The organism is Alcaligenes endophyticus (assembly GCF_026344035.1).
In the GTDB taxonomy this organism is placed as follows: Bacteria; Pseudomonadota; Gammaproteobacteria; order Burkholderiales; family Burkholderiaceae_B; genus Alcaligenes; species Alcaligenes endophyticus.
The window spans coordinates 1-23,289 of record NZ_JAPKND010000004.1 but is presented as its reverse complement, the minus strand read 5'-3'; the positions used below and the strand labels follow the sequence as shown (position 1 = coordinate 23,289).

General features: G+C 48.7%; 19 protein-coding genes. 13 read left to right on the top strand and 6 right to left on the bottom strand.

Annotated features, from left to right (window positions below; all coding sequences use genetic code 11):
- Position 1: 1 nt before the first annotated feature.
- The 3 genes from OSH01_RS08515 to phoU all read left to right on the top strand — a co-directional run bounded on the left by OSH01_RS08515 (position 2) and on the right by phoU (position 1,878).
- Positions 2–352: a Spx/MgsR family RNA polymerase-binding regulatory protein gene (locus OSH01_RS08515; RefSeq protein WP_266123671.1), complete on the top strand. Its 351-nt coding sequence runs from the start codon at positions 2–4 to the stop codon at positions 350–352.
- A 28-nt stretch (positions 353–380) separates the two neighbouring features.
- Entirely contained in the window at positions 381–1,064 is a 684-nt protein-coding gene (gene rpiA, locus OSH01_RS08510) for a ribose-5-phosphate isomerase RpiA (protein ID WP_266123670.1), read from the top strand.
- A gap of 79 nt (positions 1,065–1,143) precedes the next feature.
- Positions 1,144–1,878, top strand: a complete 735-nt coding sequence (gene phoU, locus OSH01_RS08505; protein ID WP_266123669.1) for a phosphate signaling complex protein PhoU — start codon at positions 1,144–1,146, stop codon at positions 1,876–1,878.
- Between the two features lie 92 nt (positions 1,879–1,970).
- Here phoU and OSH01_RS08500 read toward each other — a convergent pair whose 3' ends face one another.
- Both OSH01_RS08500 and argA read right to left on the bottom strand, forming a co-directional pair.
- Positions 1,971–2,243 (bottom strand): oxidative damage protection protein, encoded by a 273-nt coding sequence (locus tag OSH01_RS08500; RefSeq protein ID WP_266123668.1) that lies wholly within the window; start codon positions 2,241–2,243, stop codon positions 1,971–1,973.
- A gap of 57 nt (positions 2,244–2,300) precedes the next feature.
- On the bottom strand, positions 2,301–3,647 hold the full coding sequence (gene argA, locus OSH01_RS08495; protein ID WP_266123667.1) for an amino-acid N-acetyltransferase: 1,347 nt from the start codon (positions 3,645–3,647) through the stop codon (positions 2,301–2,303).
- Positions 3,648–3,767: 120 nt separating this feature from the next.
- Here argA and hrpA point away from each other — a divergent pair, with 120 nt between their 5' ends.
- The 8 genes from hrpA to OSH01_RS08455 are packed head-to-tail and all read left to right on the top strand — an operon-like array spanning position 3,768 to position 16,838.
- Positions 3,768–7,550, top strand: coding sequence for an ATP-dependent RNA helicase HrpA (gene hrpA / locus OSH01_RS08490; RefSeq protein ID WP_266123666.1), 3,783 nt, complete (start codon positions 3,768–3,770; stop codon positions 7,548–7,550).
- 37 nt (positions 7,551–7,587) lie between these two features.
- Positions 7,588–11,073, top strand: coding sequence for a DNA polymerase III subunit alpha (gene dnaE / locus OSH01_RS08485; RefSeq protein ID WP_266123665.1), 3,486 nt, complete (start codon positions 7,588–7,590; stop codon positions 11,071–11,073).
- Positions 11,070–12,176, top strand: coding sequence for a glycosyltransferase family 4 protein (locus tag OSH01_RS08480; RefSeq protein WP_266123664.1), 1,107 nt, complete (start codon positions 11,070–11,072; stop codon positions 12,174–12,176). The genes dnaE and OSH01_RS08480 overlap by 4 nt, the downstream gene beginning before the upstream one ends.
- Complete coding sequence (locus OSH01_RS08475; protein ID WP_266123663.1) at positions 12,173–13,012, top strand: polysaccharide deacetylase family protein; 840 nt, start codon at positions 12,173–12,175, stop codon at positions 13,010–13,012. Before OSH01_RS08480 ends, OSH01_RS08475 begins: the two co-directional genes overlap by 4 nt.
- The gene (locus OSH01_RS08470) at positions 13,009–13,767 is read left to right on the top strand and encodes a glycosyltransferase family 2 protein (RefSeq protein WP_266123662.1); all 759 of its coding nucleotides are present in this window, start codon (positions 13,009–13,011) and stop codon (positions 13,765–13,767) included. Before OSH01_RS08475 ends, OSH01_RS08470 begins: the two co-directional genes overlap by 4 nt.
- An 8-nt stretch (positions 13,768–13,775) precedes the next feature.
- Positions 13,776–14,885, top strand: coding sequence for a glycosyltransferase (locus tag OSH01_RS08465; RefSeq protein ID WP_266123661.1), 1,110 nt, complete (start codon positions 13,776–13,778; stop codon positions 14,883–14,885).
- Between the two features lie 37 nt (positions 14,886–14,922).
- A complete protein-coding gene (locus OSH01_RS08460) occupies positions 14,923–15,633 on the top strand; it encodes a polysaccharide deacetylase family protein (RefSeq protein ID WP_266123660.1) in 711 nt (236 codons plus the stop codon).
- Positions 15,633–16,838, top strand: coding sequence for a glycosyltransferase family 4 protein (locus OSH01_RS08455; protein ID WP_266123659.1), 1,206 nt, complete (start codon positions 15,633–15,635; stop codon positions 16,836–16,838). The genes OSH01_RS08460 and OSH01_RS08455 overlap by 1 nt, the downstream gene beginning before the upstream one ends.
- A 2-nt stretch (positions 16,839–16,840) precedes the next feature.
- Here OSH01_RS08455 and OSH01_RS08450 read toward each other — a convergent pair whose 3' ends face one another.
- From OSH01_RS08450 to OSH01_RS08440, 3 genes are all read right to left on the bottom strand, one after another.
- The gene (locus OSH01_RS08450; protein WP_266123658.1) at positions 16,841–17,053 is read right to left on the bottom strand and encodes a YkgJ family cysteine cluster protein; all 213 of its coding nucleotides are present in this window, start codon (positions 17,051–17,053) and stop codon (positions 16,841–16,843) included.
- A gap of 82 nt (positions 17,054–17,135) precedes the next feature.
- The gene (locus OSH01_RS08445; protein ID WP_266123657.1) at positions 17,136–17,900 is read right to left on the bottom strand and encodes a YdcF family protein; all 765 of its coding nucleotides are present in this window, start codon (positions 17,898–17,900) and stop codon (positions 17,136–17,138) included.
- A complete protein-coding gene (locus tag OSH01_RS08440) occupies positions 17,897–18,859 on the bottom strand; it encodes a glycosyltransferase family 9 protein (RefSeq protein ID WP_266123656.1) in 963 nt (320 codons plus the stop codon). Before OSH01_RS08440 ends, OSH01_RS08445 begins: the two co-directional genes overlap by 4 nt.
- Before the next feature lie 85 nt (positions 18,860–18,944).
- Between OSH01_RS08440 and msbA the strand changes: the two genes are divergently transcribed.
- Both msbA and OSH01_RS08430 read left to right on the top strand, forming a co-directional pair.
- Positions 18,945–20,744 (top strand): lipid A export permease/ATP-binding protein MsbA, encoded by a 1,800-nt coding sequence (gene msbA, locus OSH01_RS08435; protein WP_376918070.1) that lies wholly within the window; start codon positions 18,945–18,947, stop codon positions 20,742–20,744.
- A gap of 28 nt (positions 20,745–20,772) precedes the next feature.
- Positions 20,773–21,204, top strand: coding sequence for a hypothetical protein (locus OSH01_RS08430; protein WP_266123654.1), 432 nt, complete (start codon positions 20,773–20,775; stop codon positions 21,202–21,204).
- Here OSH01_RS08430 and rng read toward each other — a convergent pair.
- Positions 21,191–22,654, bottom strand: a complete 1,464-nt coding sequence (gene rng, locus OSH01_RS08425) for a ribonuclease G (protein WP_266123653.1) — start codon at positions 22,652–22,654, stop codon at positions 21,191–21,193. The genes OSH01_RS08430 and rng overlap by 14 nt on opposite strands.
- Between the last annotated feature and the right edge of the window lie 635 nt (positions 22,655–23,289).

Genomic DNA, 23,289 nt, shown 5'->3' with positions numbered 1-23,289 from the left:
CATGAATAAGATGTATGGTTTGAGCAAGTGCAGCACGTGCATTAAAGCTCGTCACTGGTTCGAGCAGCAGGGGCTTGCCGTTACGTTCACCGATTACCGTGAGCATCCTTTGGCGCCTAGCGATTTACAACACTGGGCGCAGCAACTGGGGGGATGGCCGAAGTTGGTGAATCGTGCCTCCATGACATGGCGCAACCTGCCCGAGGAGCGTAAGCAACCAGATACTGATCAACAGTGGTTGGCCTTGATTGCTGAGTTTCCAGCCTTGGTACGACGTCCTTTAGTCGTGGATCAGCAAGGGCAGGTCAGTGTGGGCTTTAACGAAAAGAAAATGGCCGAGCGTTTTTTGTAATGTTGATGAAGTATTGGCCGGAATTATTATGTATACACAACAAGAGTTAAAACAGCAGGTTGCTCAAGCAGCAGTGCAGTATGTGCTGCCCTATTTGCAACCTGACACGATTTTGGGCGTAGGGACGGGCTCTACGGTGGATCTTTTCATTCATGCTCTGGCGCCGCACGCAGATCGTTTTAAGGGGGCGGCCTCCAGCTCTAACCGCTCAACGCAGTTAATGCAGCAATTAGGTATAGACGTAAAAGATCTCAATGAGATCGAATCTATGGATTGGTACGTGGACGGTGCCGATGAAATTGATTTGCAGCTAAATATGACTAAGGGTGGGGGCGGAGCCTTAACACGCGAGAAAATCGTGGCCTCAGTGGCTCAGCGTTTTCTGTGTATTGCCGATGACTCTAAGTTGGTGCAGCAACTCGGTGCGTTTGCGTTACCGGTTGAAGTCATTCCAATGGCTCGTGCTGCGGTGGCTCGAGAACTAGCAAAATTGGGGGGGCGGCCACATTTACGTGAAGGTTTTATTACTGATAACGGAGGGCTTATTCTTGATGTTGAAGGTTTGGACATCCGTGATCCTGCACAACTAGAGTCTCACATCAATAATATCCCCGGTGTGGTGTGTTGTGGTTTATTTGCATTGAAACCTGCAACGGTGGCGTTGTTAGCCGGTCAGGCAGGTATTCAGCGTTTGCTTTCAAGCGCTTCATGACATTGTCATAATTTTATTTTAAGCTGATACATTGCACCGCTTAGGGGCGAGTTCTCCCGTATCGTCACAGAAGGCTACTATGATAGAACACACTAACAAACAGTTTCATTCCGACCTAGAAGCTGCTCGTTCACTATTTCTGGAAATGGGCGGTATCGTCGAATCCATGGTCAGAGATGCCGTACAAGCCTTGCGTACTGGCGATATGGCTTTAGTGGATCAGGTTCGCGATCGTGAAAAAGAAGTTAATCGTCTAGAAAATGAAATTGATGAGCGCATTACCAATCTTATCGCGCGTAATCAACCTACCGCGATCGATTTGCGTTTGATCTTATCGATCTCCAAAATGCTCACCGACATGGAGCGTTGTGGGGATGAAGCCGAACGTATCGCCAAAATGGCCCGCCGTTTGTACGACAATAACTTGGAGTACGAACCCGTTATCGAGCTCAGTCATATGGCCTTATCGGTCACCACCATGATTCACGACGTATTGGATGCATTTGCGCGGCAGGATGCAGTGCATGCTGCTACGGTAGTGCGTCACGATAAAAATGTGGACCGTGAGTGGAAAGGTTCCTTACGCCACATGATTACTTATATGATCGAAGACCCGCGCACGATTTCATTGTCTATAGACATGATTTTTATTACTCGCGCTCTAGAGCGTATCGGTGATCATGCCAAGAATATGGCCGAACGCGTTATCTACATGGTGCGGGGTGATGATGTACGTCACACCAACGTCAAAAATGTAGAACGTATTGCTCGCGGGGAAGCCTTAGAAGAAAATGAGGGCGACGAACTCATTTAGTTGTCGAATGAAATAAGAAACCGGCTTGTATGAACTACACCCCAAAAGTTGGGCTTTAATCCAACTTTTGGGGTGTTTTATATGGGTTCTACTTACAAAGGAGGGGCTACATACCCCTGCGCTTCAACGTCTATATCTTCGAACAGGTGCTTTTCCATTTGTTCTTTTAAGTATTTGCGCGCTCGAGTATCAGCCAGATTTAAGCGGTTTTCGTTGACTAATCGGGTTTGTATGTCAATCCAGTTGGCCCAGGCTTGCTTGGAAATGCTTTGCCAAATCTTGACGCCTAAATCACCTGGGTAGGGGGGGAACTCTAGGCCCTCAGCCTCTTGCTTGAGTTTGACGCATTGAACCATACGTGTCATGACAATACCTCTAAAAATAAAATGACTTCGTCCGTAGTATGTAAAAACCTACGGGGCTTACAGTTTTTTTATGAAAATCATGCTGTTGCGTGAGCGATTGTAGTTGGCTTGTTTATGTTTAGGTAGATCAGAGACCCCACCGGCAACAAAACCGCGTTTGATAAACCAGTGAGAGGTCCTCGTAGTGAGCACGAAGAGGCGCTTTGCCCCTATCGCTCTAGCCTTGGCTTCTGTGTGTCGCAGTAGCATGTCCCCTTCGCCTTCTCCTTGCCATTCCGACTGTACGATTAAGCAGGCTAGTTCGGCCATTTGCTCATCAAGGTAGGGAATGAGTGCTACACAGCCATAAATAATGCCATCGTGTTCCAGCACGGTGAAGCGCTCAACCTCGCGTTCAATCACAGCTCGGCCGCGCGGCACCAACGTGCCGTCTTGCTCTAAAGGCTCGATAAGTTGGACTATAGCACCCACATCATCTAGGGTAGCGGGGCGTAAATCGTCTAAGGTGTCTTCCACTACCATGGTGCCCACACCATCGTGCGTAAAAATCTCTAGTAAGATGCTGCCATCTTGTTTGTAAGGCACTAAATGGGCTCGTGCTACGCCTCGCTTGACGCCCAAAGAGGCAAAGCGTACAAAAGTGGCGCAGTCTTCATCTAGGCTACCAGAGCTGATCAGCGCCTCGGCGTCCAATCGCGCTAGCTCGGTGTCTATATCCAGATTATTAGAGTGACCTATATGCTCGGGCGTCAGAAAGATCAGTTTTTCTGCTCGTAGAGCAATGGCCGCACTGGTAGCCAAGTCTTCCATGGCTAAGTTAAAGGCTTCGCCAGTGGGGGAGAAACCCAAGGGGGACAGCAAAATGATTGCACCTTGATTTAAGGTTGTGCGCATGGCGTCGATGTCTAGTTTGCGCACAGCGCCAGTATGCTTATAGTCCACCCCGTCAATAACGCCTACTGGTCGGGCAGTAACGAAGTTGCCCGAAATGACGCGAATCTGGGCGTGAGACATGGGAGTGTTGGGTAAGCCCTGACTGAAAGCGGCCTCTATATCGAGACGAATTTCACCTGCTGCTTCTTTTGCGCACTCAAGTGCGGTTACACTTGTGGGTTCAATGCCTCGACCAAATTGTTGGGTTTGGCCTTTTAGACTAAGCTGCTCATTGACCTGTGGCCGCGAGCCATGTACCAATATAAGTTTAATGCCTAGTGCCGACATCAATGACAGATCGGGAATGAGCGTATTAAGCAGTCCGTCGTTGATCAATTCTCCACCAAAACCAACCACAAATGTTTTGCCCCTAAAGCCATGTACATACGGAGCGACCTCGCGGAACCAGCGTACAAATTGTGCTGCTTCGGAGTCTTGAAGGTCTGTGGGGGCTTGTGTATCGTTGTTCATTGTCTGCGTTTGCTTGTCCAGTTGAAATGCTTAGGTCGTTGAGATTCAGCTCTATGCGTTATTTTAGGCAATGCTTAAAACCAAAATTATAATGACGGTCGTATTAAGAAAGTACCATTCATGCAAGAGTCTGTTGAAATAAAGCCCCAGTCTACGGTTTTACCCCGTATTAGTTACCCGGAAGATCTGCCTGTTAGTGCGCGGCGTCAAGAGATTGCACGCGCCTTACAACAGCATCAGGTGATTATTGTTTGCGGTGAAACCGGTTCAGGAAAAACGACACAGTTACCTAAAATTTGTTTAGAGCTTGGACGTGGCCAAGAAAAACTGATAGGGCACACGCAGCCTAGGCGTTTGGCGGCTACTTCTGTCGCTAAGCGCATCGCCCAAGAGCTCAATACAGAGTTAGGTGAGTGGGTAGGATACCAGATACGATTTAGCGATAAAACAGGTCCTCGCTCGGCTATCAAGCTAATGACGGATGGTATTTTGCTTGCTGAGTCACAGCGAGACCCAAGCTTAAGCCGGTATGACACGATCATTATTGATGAAGCGCACGAACGTAGTCTGAATATCGATTTTTTATTGGGTTTTCTTAAGCAGCTTTTGCCTAGGAGGCCAGACTTAAAGCTGATTATTACGTCGGCCACGATTGACGCAGAACGTTTCTCCCAACATTTCGCTCATCATGGCAAGCCTGCACCGGTTATTGAGGTGTCCGGCCGCTTGTACCCTGTAGAGATTTTATATCGTCCATTAGGTAAGGACGAGCTCGATAATGCAGGTGAGCCTGCCTTGGACGACGAGGCAGACTTGTATACAGGTATTGTTGATGCGGTCAGTGAGTGTGCTACGCATGGTCAGGGTGATGTCTTAGTGTTTCTGCCTGGCGAGCGTGAAATCCGTGAGGCTGCCGAGGCGTTGCAAGCCGCTAAGCTATTTAATACTCAAATTTTGCCCTTATATGCGCGTCTATCTCAGGCTGAGCAAGAGCAGATATTCAGGCCGCAGGGCAACGCACGTCGTATTGTGTTGGCCACGAACGTGGCTGAAACTTCACTCACTGTACCAGGCATACGTTATGTCGTGGATAGCGGTCTGGCACGGATTAAGCGTTACTCCTGGCGCAATAAAGTCGAACAGCTACGTATAGAGCCCATTAGCCGTGCTTCCGCTAATCAGCGTGCTGGTCGATGCGGGCGTATTGGCCCCGGGGTGTGTATACGCTTATATGAAGAACAGAGCTTTTTATCTCGGCCTCCTTTTACTGATCCTGAGATATTACGTTCCTCCTTAGCCTCCGTTATTCTACGTATGAAGGCGCTGCATTTAGAGGATGTAGAAAGTTTCCCTTTTGTGGAGCCTCCTACTGGGCGAGCGATTGCTGATGGCTACCAAATCTTGCAAGAGCTTGGTGCGTTGGATGAGCAGCAAGCCTTAACATCAGTGGGTAAGGCTTTAGCAAAGCTACCGGTCGATCCGCGTGTCGCGCGTATGGTGTTAGCGGGGCATCATGAACAGTGTTTGCGTGAGATGCTGATTGTGGCCGCTGCCTTATCGACGCAGGACCCTCGTGATAGGCCTATGCATGAGCGTGATGCCGCCAACCAAGCACATGCTAAATTTAAAGATAATAAGTCTGAGTTTTTGTCCTACGTGAAGCTATGGGACTGGTTAGAGGCCCAAACGCAAGAGCAACCTTCACAGCGCAAGTTTGCCGCTGCGTTAAAGCAAAATCTGCTGTCCCCGTTACGGGTGCGAGAGTGGCGTGATGTACATAAGCAATTGAGTAGCTTAGCCGCTGAGCACAAGTGGCGCGTCAATACTCTGGCTCCTAGTTACGAACAAGTACACAAAGCTTTATTAACAGGTTTGCTGGGCAATGTGGGCCACAAGTCTGAGGAGTCAGGCTTGTATCAAGGTACACGCGAGATTCGTTTTGTCATTCACCCGGGCTCCAGTCTGGTGAAAAAAGCTGGACGCTGGGTTCTGGCGGGGGAGCTGGTGGAAACATCACGGCTATTCGCTCGGTGTGTGGCGAGTATTGAGCCACAATGGATAGAGCGAGTAGCAGCACACCTGTTAAAGAAAACCTATTCTGATCCACGTTGGGAAAAGAAAGCAGGGCAGGTGGTCGCTAATGAGCGCGCGACCTTATATGGCTTGATGATTTACAGTGGCCGAAGAGTGAATTTTGGGCGTATTGATCTTCCGCAGGCCAGAGAGCTATTTTTGCGACAAGCTTTAGTGCCGGGCGAAATCGATTCTAAGCTGCCCTTTTTGCGCCATAACCAACAGCAAATACAGGCGGTGGAAAAGTTAGAGCATCAGTCACGTCGTCCAGATATTTTGATTGATGATGAACTGATCTATGCGTTTTATGCTGAACGTATTCCTGATCATATCTGTCAAACGGCGAGTTTGGAGAAATGGTACAAAGAGCTTAGCCCAGAACAAGCCCAAGGTCTGTTATTGCATCGTGACGATTTAATGCGTCATGATGCTGCCGGTATTACCACTGATGTGTTTCCCCGTAGCGTGGAGTGGAACGGCGTCAAGATGGCGTTGGACTATCATTTTGAACCCGGCTCTGTACGCGACGGCGTCACCCTTACCGTGCCGTTGTTTGCCTTAAATCAGTTGGATGGTGCCTTATGCGAATGGCTGGTGCCGGGCATGCTGAAAGAAAAAGTGCAAGCTTTGTTGAGGTCGTTGCCACAACGCATGCGTAGGCATTGTGTTCCTTTACCCGAGTACGCAGAAAGCTTTCACCGACGGTGGTATGAACGCTTACGCAATCCCGGTAAAAGCTTAATTGATGCGCTCATTCAGGACATCTGGGAGCAATGTAAGCAACGGCCGTTACGCACCGATTTCAAGCCAGAAACTTTAGCCCCTCACTTGTTCATGAACTTTAAAGTGGTGGATGAGCATGGGCGTATGTTGTCCGGTGGACGTAATCTCGATCAGCTTAAAGCCGAGCATGGTAAACAGGCACAAGCTTCGTTTCAACAGTTGGCTGCAGGTGATGAGCAGGTGGCCAAAGTACTGGACCATGAGCGACTGACGGGGTGGAGCTTTGGTGCGCTACCTGAACTCATGGAGATCCAACGCAAAGGTCGCAGCTATATTGGTTATCCCGCGTTACTAGACAAGGGAAGCCATTGTGATTTAGATGTTTTTGACGATCAGCATGAGGCTCGTCGCCAACATAGACGCGGTTTAAGACGTTTATTTAGCTTGGCATTGAAAGAGCCGTTAAAGTTTCAGGAAAAAAACATTAAAGATCTGACGCGTATGGGCATGTTGTATATGTCTTTGGGCACGCAGGAACAGTTAAAAGAACAAATCCTACAGACCGCTCTAGAGCAGTCGTGCATGCAAGAGCCGTGGCCTGAGAGCGCAGAGCAGTTCGCTACCCGCACCCAAGAGGGGCGAGAGCGCTTGGGCTTATTGGCACAAGAAGTAGCGCGTTTATGTGGCCACATTTTAGCCGAGTGGTCGCAAGTGCAGAAAAAACTACCACAGTTGAAAGCGTATCCTGAGGCCTATAAAGACGTACAGCAGCAGTTACAAGCGTTGATGCCCGCTCAGTTTTTAGAACGCACAGAGTATGGCCAGTTAGCTCACTACCCGCGTTATTTAAAAGCGATACAGCAGCGTATAGATAAAATTCGTTTAGATCCGTTGCGGGATGCACGCTTACAACAAGAGATCACCCCCTTGTTACAGAAATATCAACGTGCAGTGGCGGCCTTAAAAGGAGCCGAAGATAAATCGCTACGCGATTTTCGTTGGATGTTTGAGGAGTTACGAGTTTCACTGTGGGCGCAGGAGTTACGCACGCCTATGCCCGTATCTGTGAAACGTTTGGAAAAGGCATGGGCGGCCCTACAGCGCTAGTTATACCAGGGATACATTTCCCCGCTAAAATCTCATTATGAATGAACAATCCTTTCCTTTTGTACACTTACGCAGCCACTCTGAGTTTTCTGTGGTCGATGGCATAGCTCGTATTCCCGCTATGGTAAAAAAAGCGGTTGAGTACCAGCAACCTGCCTTGGCACTGACCGACTTGGGCAATTTTTTTGGCCAAATTAAGTTCTACCGCCAGGCACGTAAAGCGGGCTTGAAAGCCATCATGGGCGCCGATATCTGGGTTCAGAATGAGGATGATAGGGAAAAGCCGCAACGGCTTTTATTACTCGTTAAGAATGAAACGGGTTACCTGGAAATGTGCGACATACTGACTCAGGCTTGGTTAACGAATCAATATAAGGGTCGGGCCGAGGTGCGGAAGGAGTGGTTACACAATCGTAGCGGCCTTCTGGCTTTGTCGGGAGGCAGAGCGGGCGATATAGGGCAAGCCATCGAGGCGGGTAGCCTGGAGCTTGCTAAACAGTGTGCGCAACACTGGAGCGCGTTATTTCCAGACTCTTTTTATATTGAGCTCCAACGTCGCGGCATGGACGGTGATGAGCTATATGTACAGGCTGCGATGCGGCTAGCGGCCGATTTGGATATTCCGGTGGTTGCTACCCACCCTATTCAGTTTATTGCGCAAGAGGATTTCCGGGCTCACGAAGTACGCGTGTGTATCGCCGATGGCGAGCAGCTAGCCAATCCTAGACGTGTGCGCCGTTTTACGCCTGAGCAATACTTTTTGAGCAGCGAGCAAATGTATGAGCGCTTTCAAGATGTACCTGTGGCATTGCACAATACATTGGAAGTCGCTAAGCGTTGTAATTTGGAAATGGAGTTAGGCAAACCGTATCTGCCCGACTTCCCCACGCCTGATGGTATGGGGTTAGGTGATTACCTTATAGACTTAGCTAAGCAGGGGCTGGAGCATCGCATGATGCAGCTTTACCCTGATGCAACGGAACGTGAGCAGCAATACCCCGCCTATCGCGAACGTTTAAAAATAGAATGTGACACGATTATTAGTATGGGTTTTCCAGGCTACTTTCTGATCGTGGCCGACTTTATCAACTGGGGTAAAAATAATGGTGTGCCAGTGGGGCCAGGACGAGGGTCGGGAGCCGGCTCGCTGGTAGCCTATGTGTTAGGTATTACTGATCTTGATCCTTTGCGCTATGACTTGCTGTTTGAGCGGTTTTTGAATCCCGAGCGCGTTTCTATGCCTGACTTTGATATTGATTTTTGTCAGGATAATCGCGAACGGGTGATTGATTATGTAAAGACGACTTACGGGCGCAAAGCGGTCAGTCAGATTGCCACTTTTGGCACTTTAGGTGCGAAAGCAGTAGTGCGTGACGTGGGGCGCGTACTAGAGCTGCCTTATAGCTTGTGCGATGGTTTATCTAAGCTCATTCCTTTTAGCCCTGCCGATCCATGGACCCTAGAGCGGGCCTTAGCTGACGAGCCCGCTTTCAAAGAGCGCTACGAAACCGATGAGGAAGTGCGTTCCTTGATTGACCTGGCACGCCCATTAGAAGGTTTGACCCGCAGTGTAGGGATGCACGCAGGCGGAGTGTTGATTGCGCCGGGGCAGTTGATTGATTTCTGTCCGTTGTACGCTCAGCCTGGTCCAGATGCCAATGCGGTCTCCCAATATGATAAAGATGACGTCGAGGCAGCTGGGTTAGTAAAGTTTGACTTTTTAGGCTTGCGTAACCTGACTATTTTGGACTGGGCCGTTCGCTACGTGCGCCAGTTCAATAGCAATAAACGTGATTTTGATATCATGAGTTTGCCGCTTGATGATCCGGCCACGTATGCTTTGCTGTGTGAAGGGAATGCTACCGCTGTATTCCAACTGGAATCGCGGGGCATGAAAGAGCTATTGCGTAGTTTACGACCATCAAACTTCGAAGACATCATCGCTATGCTGGCCTTGTACCGGCCAGGGCCTTTAGAGTCGGGCATGGTGGTGGACTTTGTAAATCGTAAGCATGGTCGAGCAGAGGTGGATTACTTTCATCCTGATTTAGAAAGCACCCTGCAAAGCACGTATGGCGTTATCGTCTACCAAGAGCAGGTCATGCTGATCTCGCAGATTATTGGAGGCTACTCCTTAGGGGGCGCTGACCTATTGCGGCGTGCCATGGGGAAGAAAAAGCCCGAGGAAATGGCCAAACACCGTACTCTGTTTGAAGAAGGGGCGATTAAAAAAGGCTATGACGCCGATCTGGCCGTGAAGCTGTTTGACTTGATGGAAAAGTTTGCAGGGTACGGTTTTAATAAATCGCACTCCGCAGCGTATGCCCTGATCGCTTATCAGACAGCCTGGCTGAAGGCTCACCATCCAGCAGAGTTCTTGGCGGCAACCTTGTTGTCGGACATGGATGATACGGACAAGGTACAGATATTTTGGAAAGATGCCCTTGCTAACGGAGTTAAGGTACTGCCGCCCGATATCAATGCCTCTAACTATCGCTTTGAACCTGTTGAAGACACGTATACGGCTCAAGGGCTGCCTCCACGAACAATGCGTTTTGGCTTAGGAGCCGTCAAAGGCACTGGTCAGTCGGCGATTGAGGCGATTGTCGCGGCGCGTAAGGCAGACGGAGAATTTGCTAGTTTGTTTGACTTCTGTCGTCGTATAGATAGGCAGTCCGTCAATAAACGCAGTATTGAAGCATTGATACGGGCTGGTGCCTTTGACAGCATAGAAGATAATCGGGCCGCTTTGTTGGCTAGTATTGGTAGTGCCATGGAGGCCGCGGAGCAAGCCGAACGTAGCGCTAACCAAACCTCGCTATTTGCCGATGATTCTGATGATATTGTCGAAGGCGAACTGGCCAAAGTGGCACCATGGAGCTTGCAAGAGCGCTTACGTCAAGAAAAATTAGCCTTAGGCTTTTGTTTTAGCGGGCATTTATTTGACGCATGGCGTGATGAGGTGCGACGTTTTGCCCCAACCCCCTTGGTACGCCTTGAACCATCGCGCAGCTTGCAATGGTTTGCTGGCATACTCTCGGGCGTGCGGGTGCGCATGACGCGACGCGGAAAAATGCTGTATGCCACCCTAGATGATGGCTCCGCGCAGCTTGAGGTGGCGATTTTCAACGAGCTGTTTGAAGAGCACAAGCATAGGTTGCGCGAAGATCAGTTAGTAATTATTCAGGGAAAGGTCAGCCATGATGATTACACAGGCGGCTTGCGCGTTTCTGCCGATGCCATCTTTGATTTGCAGTTGGCACGTGAAGCACGCGCCACCAATTTGCGTATCACCGTCGATAGCACCTTAGATGTGGATACTTTATATAGCCAGCTAAATCCTTACCGAGCCGAACCAGAAAATAATATTCTTGGTGTGCCGGTAGAGGTTTTATTGCAACAAGCTGATTATGATTGCGTCGTGAAGTTGGGTGCAGAGTGGCGAGTGCGTTTAGCTGACAGCATGCTAGAGCGCTTGGAAGCCTGGTCTAGTGCAAGTGAAGTGGAAATATTTTACCGATGAGTAGCTTAAAAATCCTGCACAGTGAAGCGGCCACTTCTTTTGGTGGTCAGGAAACTTATATTTTACAGGTGATGCGAATATTGCGTGAACGAGGGCATCAGGTCGAGGCTGCTTGTCAACCACATGCGCAGTTAACGGCGCGTTTGCGTGATGAGGGGTTTGTGGTGCACACCTTGTATATGGATGGAGCTAAAAACTATATACGTGGTGTCAAACAACTAAGCGCAGTGTTGCGTCAGGGGCAGTTTGATGTGGTTAATAGCCATAGTAGACGGGATACCTTACTAGCAGGGATGGCGGGACGGTTGGCGGGAACGCCGGTAATCGTTCGTACTCGACATTTAGCTAAAAAAGTAGGTTCTTTGCTCTCTTACACCATAGTCCCGAATCGAGTCATCACGCCTAGTGAGTACGTACGGCAGCATTTGATTGAAAAAGGTGTTAAGCCTGAAGCGGTACAGGTTGTTTACCCTTGTATCAATCCAGACGAGATCGATCATGCGCCTACTTTAGATTTACGGGTAGAGTTAGGCCTAGATCCGCAGGCTTTGCTAGTAGGTTGCGTGGCGGTGTTGCGTCGGCAAAAAGGTCACAAAGAGCTCCTCATGGCCCTGAGGCCTTTATTTCAAAAATATGCCAATCTGCATTGGGTGGTAGTAGGCGACGGAACTCCAGGGCGAGAGGAGTTAAGTGCTCTGATAACAGAGTTAAACTTGTCTGATCGCGTGCATTTGCTGGGCAGGCGAGCTGATGTACCATCGCTTTTACCTAATTTTGATGTGTTTGCTTTGGCCACTCATATCGAGGCCTCTGGTACGGTTTTCTTGGAAGCTGGCGCAGCCGGTATACCTGTGGTGGGTACTCGGGTGGGTGGGGTGCCAGAAGTTATACAGGAAGGGAAAAGCGGGTTAATCGTTCCTTTGTATGATATTGATGCTTTAACGCTAGCCCTAGAGTGTTTGATACGTGATCCTGCCCTCCGGCAAGAAATGGGGCAGGCAGGTAAAGCATTTTGTCGTCGAGATGACCTTTTTACCCCTAAGGCAATGGGTGGGCAGCTAGAAAGTGCCTATTATCGCTGGTTAAAGGAGTTGCGGAAATGAGCGGAGCAACGACAGTGCCTGTGATGATGTATCATCACGTCACTCCACAGGGAGGCATGATCAATGCTACACCTGAGCATTTTGAGCAGCATCTACAATGGTTACAGCGAAATGGCTGGGTCAGCTTAAGTGCTGAACAGTTTGCCGGTCACTTGGTGGGGCGTAAGGTGCCGCGTAAGTCGGTGTTGATTACGTTCGACGATGGCTATCTGGATAACTGGGTGTATGCCTATCCTTTACTAAAAAAGTATGGCTTTACGGCGACGATCTTCCTCGTTACTTCCTGGGTGAACGACGGCCCTGTGCGGCCTTATGCGGGGCAGGCTGATCTACCTTATTGTCCTACTCATAAAGAATGTGAGGAGTTGATCGCAGCAGGACGTAGTGATGAGGTTATCTTGCGGTGGAGCGAAATTCGTGCCATGCAGCAGGAGGGGGTGATTGAGTTTCACAGCCACACGCACACGCATACCCGTTGGGATTTAGGTGCACAGCGGGCAGAGAAAAATGAAAAAATTCGTTGGGAGCTCGAGCAGTCTCGTCAAACCTTAATCACTCAGTTGGGCGCTGTCTCTCCGCATTTTTGCTGGCCTCAAGGGTATTTCGATCAAGACTATGTCCGCATTGCTCAAGAGCTAGGTTTTACTCATTTATATACAACCCAAGCATTCGGTTCTAATCAGGTAGGAACTTCCCCTGCCCATATTTATAGATTTGCCGTCCGCGATACGACAGGGGCTTCCGTCGGGCGTCGCTTAAATGTAGCAGTGCACCCTTTAATCGGACCCGTTTTTAATGCTTGGAAAGCTTGGCGCCGACGGAGACGTCAGCAATGACCTTACCTACGCTCTCCGTGATTATCATCACAAAGAATGAGCAGGCTCATATTCAGGCTTGCCTAGAATCGGTTGCCTTCGCCGACGAAATTATTGTGGTGGACTCCGGTAGTACGGACCGTACTGTTGAGATCGCAGCAGCCTTTGGGGCCAAGGTGTCTATAACGACGGATTGGCCCGGATTTGGGCCGCAGAAAAATAGAGCCTTAGACTTAGCCACCAGCGAATGGGTATTGTCGATTGATGCTGATGAACGAGTTACTCCTGAGTTGGCTGACAGTATTCGGCAAGAGCTTACACAACCCCGAGCAACCGCTTATCGTATCGCAAGGCTGTCTGAGTTCGCTGGTAGATGGATACGTCATAGTGGCTGGTGGCCGGATCGGGTACTACGTTTGTTCCGGCGTGACTTAGGTAGATTTACCACGGTCAAAGTTCATGAGCGAGTAAACGTATCCGGTTCTGTTTTAACTCTTCAAGGTCATTTTTTGCATTATCCGTACGCGTCGTTAGAAGTATTTATTAATAAAATCAATCAATACTCTTCCTCAGCGGCACAGCAAGCATTCGAACGAGGCAAACGTACTAGCGTTATTGGACCATTTGGGCATAGTTTTTGGACGTTCTTGCGTCACTATGTGTTGCGGCGAGGTTTTTTAGATGGTTGGCAGGGGCTTTTTTTGGCTGGCATGGCAGCTACCGGTAGTTTTTATCGTTATGTGAAACTGTACTCTCTGATTAGGCGCAAGAAGTAAACGTCTTTATGAAAATTTTATATACCAATGCTCACCTAGGGAATGGTGGGGGACATGCCACATATATTGTTAATTTAGCAGCTAGTTTTAATAAAGAGCATGACGTTTATATCGCTACGCCCTCGAGTAGTCGCCTGTATGCGTTAGCTAGCAACGTAAGCAATGTAACGTGCTTACCCACAACGTTTAGCTCTAGATTTTTTACGATGCTGGCTGAGACACGACGTTTGTATAAGCTACTCCGCGATGTAGAGTTTGATGTTGTGCATGTGAATGGATCCTCTGATCACAAGCAGGCTATTTTGGCCTGTGCTTTCTTGCCTACTCCGCCCAAAATTGTATGGACCAAGCATAATACTATGCCGGTAAGTAGCATAGGCCATCGTTTGCGAGCAAACGTGGGTACGGCGGGGGTAATTGGAGTCTGCGACAAGGTGAGCGAATTGCTGCATCGGTCTAGTTACCAAAAGTTGGCTATTAAAACAATTCGTCTAGGAGTGCATCTTGAACGGTTTGCCCCTGTGCTTGAGCCTGAATGGCGGTCAGCGCGTCAAAGGTTTCTAGGCGACATCGGTAATGAAGTGCTGGTATTGGGCAGTGTGGGCGGAACGGACTTAGATAAAGGTTGGTTGGTTTTAGCGCGTGCTATTTCTCAACTCCCCAAGACAAGTCAAAAACGTTTACGTTTGCTAGTCGCTGGAGATCCTCCTGCCCCAGCAGTAAGAGCTGAGGTTGATAGTTTAGGTTTGCAAGATATTGTTATTTTTCCAGGTTTGGTCAGTGATCCTGCGAGTGTTTTAGCTGCCAGTGATATAGGTTTTGTATTTTCGTTTCATGAGGCGGGCTCTTACGCGGCGTGTGAGTCTTTGGCGATGGGCTTGCCTACGTTGGTCTCTAACGCTGGCGGTTTGCCGGAGCTGGTTAGAAATGAGGTGGACGGCTGGGTGTTGCCTGCAGGAGATGTGCAAGCAGTCCAAAGCTGGTTGCAGGCTTTGCTTGATAATGGTTACCCTCTGGCTATGAAAAAAGCGGCGCGTGAGCGTGCTCAAGATTTGTTTTCTATGAGCTTGTTAGCACAGAGCACCATGGATTTTTATACCGAGGTATGTGCGCAGTAAAGCAATACCTTATAATTTGCTCATGATCCCTATATTGATGTACCACCAAGTCGGCTTACCCGCTCCTAAGGGCTCTCCCTATAGGGGTTTAACGGTGCATCCCAGCGACTTTCGCCGCCAAATGGTGTGGTTGAAACGGTTGGGATATCGAGGCCTATCTATGGCTCAAGTCTTGCCTTATGTACGAGGCGAGCGTCATGGTAAGGTTGTTGGCTTGAGCTTCGATGACGGCTATCGCAATGTTTTTCAAAATGCTATGCCAGTGTTAGATGAGCTAGGCTTTACTGCCACAAATTATTTTGTTGCTCGACACCTAGATGGGTCTAATTTTTGGGACCAGCCTAAAGGTGTACCCCATTCCAGTCTGATGTCCTTGCCAGAGCTGCGCGCTTGGGTCGCTTCAGGTCATGAAGTGGGTTCTCATACGTTAGACCATGTTCATCTTAACGAGCTATCTTCAGAGTTAGCAGCCTATCAAATTACGCAGTCTAAGCGTGAGTTAGAGAATATGATTCAGCATGAGGTTAGCGCTTTTTGTTATCCTTATGGGCACTACGATAACAATATTCGTGATCAGGTTTCGAACGCTGGCTATACTAATGCCACGACTACTCATCGTGGTTTAGCTCGAATGGATGACGATCTTCTACAACTTCCTCGGGTAACCGTTTCGCGCTCAACAAATATAGTGCGTTTTTTGCAAAAGTGCTTAACTCGACTCGAAGATAATAAACGCAGGTCCCGCTAATGAGTTTACACAGCGCTTCCGGCTCAGAGTTTGCTGCGGGCAAGCGAGGCTTACGTCTTGCCTTTGTTGTCGATAAGTTTGGTAATCGTTTTGGTGGTGCCGAGTCTTATGGTGTTGAGTTAATGCGTCAGCTGGCGCAATACTACGAAATTACTGTCATCGCCCGTGAATACGATGCGCACTGCGATTTGCGCTTACCGTTTTTGCCCATCACACTCTCACGTCACTGGCCAAGTTGGATTAGGTCTTTTTTTTTCGCACGCGCCGCAGCAAAACTGACCCGAGATGGTTTTGATTTAGTGCACTCTCATATGAACGGCTGGTGTGGTGACGTAGAGGTGGTGCATGTCACCCCTGTGCGTTATCAGTGGCGAGTTCGTGTTCGTTCTTGGTGGAAAACACTAGATTCTTATCTTAGTCCTAGGGTTGCTATGTACTTGGGGTTAGAGAAAAGACGGCTAGAGCCTAGAGCAGGCCACAGGGTAGTGGCAGTTTCTGGGCTCATCGTTGAACAGCTGCAGCAGGCTTATCACAAGCTTTATGCCGGGCAAACCTACCCGGTTATTCCGCCCGGTGTGCACGTACAAGCTTATTATCCTCAGCACCCCGTCCGCCAAAAAATACGTCAAAATTATGGTTGGGAGAAGCAGGATATTGTTTGCTTGTTAGTCGCGCGTAATCCTTTACGTAAGGGGTTGCATACAGTCTTACAGGCAATGGCTATGCTGGCGCCTCACTATAAATTATTAGTGGTGGGGGGTGAGACAAGTTTATATGCTCAGTTGGAGCCCGAGCTGCTGAAATGTCAGTTGGTGGATAGGGTGAGCTTTCAAGAAGCGACAGCCAATGTTGAGCCTTATTATCGGGCCGCCGATATATATGTGCACCCCACACTAAATGATAGTTTTGGTATGGCTCCGTTAGAAGCCATGTCGTTTGGTTTGCCTGTTATCCTCAGCCCTACCCCTTGGTGTGGCTTTGCAGAGTATGTTGAACATGAAAAAACAGCATTGCTGTTGAGTCATCCTGAAAATGCCCACGAGCTTGCTGACTATATACGTCGTTTTGGCGAGCAGCCTTTGCTAGCACAGCGCTTGCGTGAGAATGCTATGTCGCAAGTGGCTAGTCAGCATACTTGGGGAGTAGTGGCTGAAGCCTATGACGCGCTTTATCGCGAAATTTTGGCAGAAAAGTTGAGCGCCTAACCTTAAGGTGATTGAGTACTTGGGTTACTTAACCGCTCTAAGTCGTGCAAGTATTGCAAAGCATAGTCACGGTTACTGCCGCACATTTCCATGCTGGCTTGTAAGCTGCTGCATACTCTTGGACGGGTAGCTAGTCCAAATAGCTCACAGCGTAAGTCATTGAGCAAATGCGCACAGCGCACCCCAGCGGGTTTACCGTGTGGCATTTTGGGCATAGGGGTGCTAATCGATGGCGCAATGCAACAAGCAGCGCACTGGGCACGGCAGCTAAAACTGCTGGTGATTGAGCTCGGCACGTTAAATCCAGCCTCGCACCCAATATATTGTCATCCCTAAATACTCCTTAATAATAGAGCGACTAGATTGCAAGGTGTGCATACTGGGCAGCCATAGCGAGAACGATAGTTGGTTAGGCGCTACGATCTGCGGGGGTGCGGGGGCGGCGAGCACATCGACACCTTGCTTTTTAAAAACGGCCATAGCGCGAGGCATGTGTAAGGCCGATGTGACTAATAGCACGTGTTGTAGTTGATGCTCACGCAGCAGTTGAGCGCTGTAAAAGCCGTTACCTTCAGTGGTTAAACTTTGCTCTTCTTGCAATGTGGCGGATGGTGGAACATTAAATTGCATAAGGGTTTGGGTCATCATCTGCGCTTCACTGACCCCGCCATCTAGGGCTGCGCCCGATAGTATAATTATTGGAGCGCGACCAGCGTGATAGATGTCAGCAGCCATGCGTACACGACTAGAAGTGCGACTAGCGCTATCAGGTAAAAACCAGTTGCTGCGGTTTTGTGCTGTATGTCCTCCTAGCACGACGATAGCATCAGCCTGAGCTAAATTAGCAGGAGCAACGTAAGGATAGCGCTGCTCTAGATAAGAGCCAGCTAAGATATTAAAAGCTGGCGTTGACCACAGTCCCACCCAGAGCAAACCAGATAACGCCGTGCTAAAAGCCAGCTTGCGCCAGCGAATAATAAAAAACAATAAAGCAAGAAGCAGTAACGCGGCACATAGGTTTAGCGGAACAACGAGCTGTGCTAGGACGGAAGAGAGATTCATAGGCTGGATAAACTAGGCTCTAGAGTTGAAAGTACTTGCTCTAAGCTGGGCCATTGGCCATCGCGGCCTAGACACAGAGCTCGTTCGGACCAAGGGCCGGTATCTTCTGGATTGGTGACACCACAAAGTGTGAGTTGTTGGGCTTGAATCGCCGCTGCTACATGAGAGACGCCGGAGTCATTGCACACCACCCAAGCGGCTTGTTGGCAAAGTCGGGCAAAGGCTCCTAGTGGCAACGAAGGAAGGCATAGGGCATGGGGCACAGTGTTTAGCGCTGCCTGCCGCTCCGCGGGGGGCGGACACATGCATACGGTATATCCTCGAGCTTGAAGCGCGATGCATAACTCATTGAAATAGGGCCAAACTTTTACTCTGCCCTTATGCAGTCCTATGGCAGTAGGAGCGATGAGTATATATCGTCCGGCCTCTAGGTTGGCTTGTGCTAGGGCAAGGTCGCCGGCTTGTCGTTGAGCCTCACTAAGTTGTAGACCTAGTTGTTTTAAGGGCTGTTCCCGCGGAGTTGGGAATGACCAACGTTGCAATGCTTGCTGCACAATGTAATACCACGACTGCACGGCATGCAATTTATGCAGTGGTTTGCTAAGTGGCCAGCGCAGTAATACACTGCGACCATCATCTTTATAGCCTACACTGGGTAGGCCCGCTAGGCGAAAGCATAAGGCACTGCTCAGTGAGTCGGGCAAAAGTACCCCTGCTGCTTGCTGATGGCGGTGTGTGCGGCGATAGCTTTTGATTGTTTGGCTATCTGGCCACCATTTACCCGTTAAGGGTATAAACCCAGCGATGTTTAACCCCAAGAGTAATTCTTTAGCCCAAGGCTTAGCGCACACCACTGTGGGGATACCGCTGTCGATCAGGGCTTGTAAGCTGGGAAGGCTCATGCATACATCACCCAACCAGTTGGGTAAGCGTACATAAATGGCAGAAGGTGTAGACATGCAAATACAGACCAGGTGAAGCAGCAAATTAGACACTCAGTAAGAGCGTACAACGTTAAAATAGTATCAACAACATAGTATATAGGTGTCTGTTTTGCCGCAAAATAAGGAATTAAAATTTCAAGCAGCTAGTCACGAGCCAGTACGCGCTGAGTTATGGAACCGAATCTATAGCCGTTTGCGCCCTTATTGGAAAGAAGTGGCGCTGGCATTGATACTTGTTAGTATTGCATCGGCCACGCAGCCTTTGCTCGCTATTATTATGAAGCCTTTGCTTGATGACGGCTTCACAGGTGGTAAGCCTTATTATATTTGGTTCTTGCCCTTGTCTGTCATCGGCTTAATGTTGCTGCGAGGTGTGACGACCTATCTGAGTACCTATGTGTTTGCTTGGGTGACGAACAAAATGTTGTTCTCGCTGCGAGCCGAAATGTTTCAGCGCTTGTTGAATCTTCCGGACGAAGAGTTCAGGCGTGGCGATACAGGGCGTTTATTAAATCGCTTCACCATCGATGCGGGGGTCATGACGGGCGTGGCCACTGAAGTGGTTACTGTGGTGACCCGCGAAGTACTGACGGTTATTGCCTTGCTAGGCGTGTTGCTATACATGTCTTGGCAGCTAACTATTATTGTTTTTTTAGTGATGCCCATCTCGGTGTTTGTGGCGCGTATGGTGTCGCGTCGCCTGCGTCGTATTAACCGTGACACCATTAATATGAATGCTGAGTTGACTCGAGTGGTGAACGAAGCGATAGATGGTCAACGCGTGATTAAGTTGTTTAATGGTTATGAGCGCGAGCAAGAGAGATTTTCCTATGTTAACGCCCGCTTGCGCCGTTTTGCGATGCGGGCTGCTGCGGCAGATGCCGCTCTTTCGCCTATTACTCAGCTATTTGTGGCGGTGGCTGTGGCAGGGGTGATTTTTGTCGCCTTATATCAAGCTAATACTGGGGCGTTGACCATAGGCAGTTTTGCTGCTTTTATGGCCGCATTAGGTCAAATCTTCGATCCTATTAAACGCTTAACCAATATGACAGGCACTGTGCAGCGTATGCTGGTTTCAGCTGAAAGTGTTTTCCGTTTAGTCGATCAAGAGGCCGAACAAGATTTGGCAGGCGGTGATCTGGATAAGCCTGTCCGTGGTCGTGTGGAGTTTGTGAATGTTAGTCATCAGTATCCGAATACAGCACACCGCACATTAAACAATGTTTCATTTGTGGTTGAGCCAGGCCAAACCGTCGCACTGGTGGGGCGGTCAGGAAGTGGTAAAACGACGCTAGCGAACATGTTGCCGCGTTTTGTCCAGGGAGAGTCTGGGCAGGTATTGCTTGATGATACTGATATACAGACGCTGAGTTTACGTAATTTACGCAGTCAAATATCGTTAGTCAGTCAAGATGTCGTACTATTCGAAGGATCTATTGGTCAAAATGTAGCCTATGGTGCTGAGGGTGCCGTATCCGAGGAGGAGATCTGGTTCGCCTTAGAGGCAGCTAGTCTCGATCAGTTTGTTAAAAGCTTGCCTCAAGGGCTAGAGACGCAAGTAGGTGAGAATGCCAGTGCATTATCCGGGGGGCAGCGTCAAAGGTTGGCTATTGCCCGGGCCTTAATTAAAAACTCTCCCGTTCTGATTCTAGATGAAGCGACCTCTGCGCTGGACAACGAGTCTGAGCGGCAGGTGCAGGTGTCATTAGAAGCGCTGATGCAGGGGCGCAGCACAATTGTGATTGCGCACCGTTTAAGCACTGTCCAAAAAGCGGACATGATATTGGTGTTAGATCAAGGTGAAATCATCGAACGCGGACGCCATGACGAGCTGCTCAAGCTAGATGGGGTGTATGCTAATTTGTACCGTTTGCAGTTCGCCAATAGTGAAGTGGCATAACGTAGTGCGTATATTAAGGAATCAAAAATTGAAGTACAAACTAGGACTTTCACTTTGCATTGGCTTATTGTTAGGGGCCTGTAGCACAACAACCGAGGGGCTACGTCAATCTGACTTACGCCAAGCTACTTATCTAGTGGGCGAATATAAAATAGCGGCCAATTTTCCCGAAATACAAAAAGCCTTGTTTCAACACCAAGCTGCGTGTGGTAAAGCTGCTGTGTTTCGCATGGATGAACGGCAAGCAAGCTACGGCACACTACGTTACGCACGCAATGAAGACGGCGGCTGGGAAAACACGATACTTTTCGAGCTTACCCAATTGGCTAGTGGCAGCACGGTTGTACAAGCATACAGCTACAGGCCGGGTGGTTTAACGCAGGTGCAAGAAGTGCTGGCCTCTATTCGGGCGCCAGGTGTTTGCGAGCATGACGCCGAACCGGAGTCTAAGAAAGAATAATGTCGTACTGCTCTTGGGTGTGGTGGGGGTCAACTTCCAGCGTAATTGGCTTGCCAATGAAATCTCCCGCCACAGCTAGGTGCTGGCTTTCCTCTTCCAAGAATAAGTCCACTACTTCTTGCGATGCCAAAATACGAAACTCTTTAGGGTTGAACTGCTTAGCCTCACGCAGTACTTCCCGTAAAATTTCATAGCACACGCTTCGCGCGGTGCGTACAGAGCCCCTAGATTGACAGGTTGGACAAGGCTCGCAAAGCTGATGAGCTAAAGAGTCACGGGTACGTTTTCGTGTCATCTCTACCAACCCCAACTGACTAAAGCCATTAATCGTCACACGAGTCCGATCTTTGCTGAGTGCTTTATGTAGCTCCTCTAATACAGAATCTTTGTGTCTAGCGTTATCCATATCGATAAAGTCTAGAATAATAATGCCGCCCAAGTTGCGTAAGCGTAGCTGACGAGCTAGGGCGACAGCGGCTTCTAAATTGGTTTTGAAAATAGTATCGTCAAAATTACGGCCCCCTATGTAGCCGCCCGTATTGACATCAATTGTAGTGAGCGCTTCTGTCTGGTCTATCATTAAATAACCACCTGACTTCAAGTCGACTCGGCGGGACAGAGCCCGTTTGATTTCTTCATCAACATTGGCGGTATCAAAAAGGGGACGGCTGCCACGGTGATGTTGGATAAGATCCATAACCGATGGGGTATAAATTTTTGCCCAGTCCCTCATTTCTTGGACGACAGTCCTAGAGTCCACAATAATCGATCCGGTGTTGGGCGTCACTATATCTCGTAATACGCGTTGAGTAAGGTCTAAGTCTGTGTATACAACCGAAGGAGCGCCTTGAGTTTTGATTCGGTCTAGTATTCTTGCCCACAAATTGCGTAAGTACTGCTGATCTGCGGCGATTTCTTCATCACTGGCGCATTCAGCTTGAGTGCGCACGATAAACCCCGCTTTTTCTTCTTTGGGCATTAAGCTGATAACACGGTCACGTAATGCTTGTCGTTCAGCATCACCACCTATACGTTGCGAGACCCCAATATGAGGGTCAAACGGTAAGTACACCAGCATGCGTCCTGCAATGCTAATTTGTGTGGAGAGTCGCGCCCCTTTAGTACCTAAAGGATCTTTGATGACTTGTACTAATAGAGACTGCCCTTCAAATAGTAGCTTCTCTATGGGGGTGGGAGAGGCGCCTTGAGTACGTTCTACACGGTTTTGCCGCAAATCAGCGACATGGATAAAGGCAGCGCGATCTAATCCTATATCGACAAAAGCACTTTGCATGCCAGGCAGGACTCGCGATACTTTGCCTAAATAAACGTTGCCAACATAACCGCGTTGTATGCTGCGTTCTATGTGAATCTCTTGAACCGCACCTTGTTCTACCAAAGCCACTCGAGTCTCAAACGGTGTAACGTTTATCAGTATGTCTTCGTGCATGATGTAAGAAAGCCAGTAAACAAATGAGTAGTAAACAGTGTAGGGGGTAAATAAACAGACGGCTACGCCTTTATATATAGGGATCGTTATATATGTATACGACAGCGAGCTGACATCATGCTCGGAGTGGATCCCTTAAACCGATGCGTAAAACGAACTAAGCCTCTTTTTTCACAAAACGCTTGCAATGTTAATTTAGGCTTGCTATAGTTTCGTTCTTGGTTGCTTATCAGCGCTTTACCAACCCACTAACACAACGTTAGGGGTCAGGTTTTAGCTAGTTAGTAATAAGCAAACAAGCTGTATCACAGTGTGCGGTTTAGCCTAATGGCAGCCCACTCAGTTTTACAGAGTAAGAAAATAACTTGCACAAATCAAAATCACCGTGTTATAGTTATCGACCTTACTGGGTGATCTTAAAAACAAGTTTGTTTTATAGGTTACGAAGAAGTCATCCCTTAGTACAGATTGCTGCAGTAAGTAATTTGCACTAAGTGATGAGTGAAGTGAAGTTTGTAGGAGCTGCCAATAGGCAGCAGCAAGCAGAAAACAGTTTAAAAGATTTTTAAATTATTTTCACAAAGTGCTTGACACAACAAACCAAATGCTTCATAATTCTTCTTCTTTGCTTGATG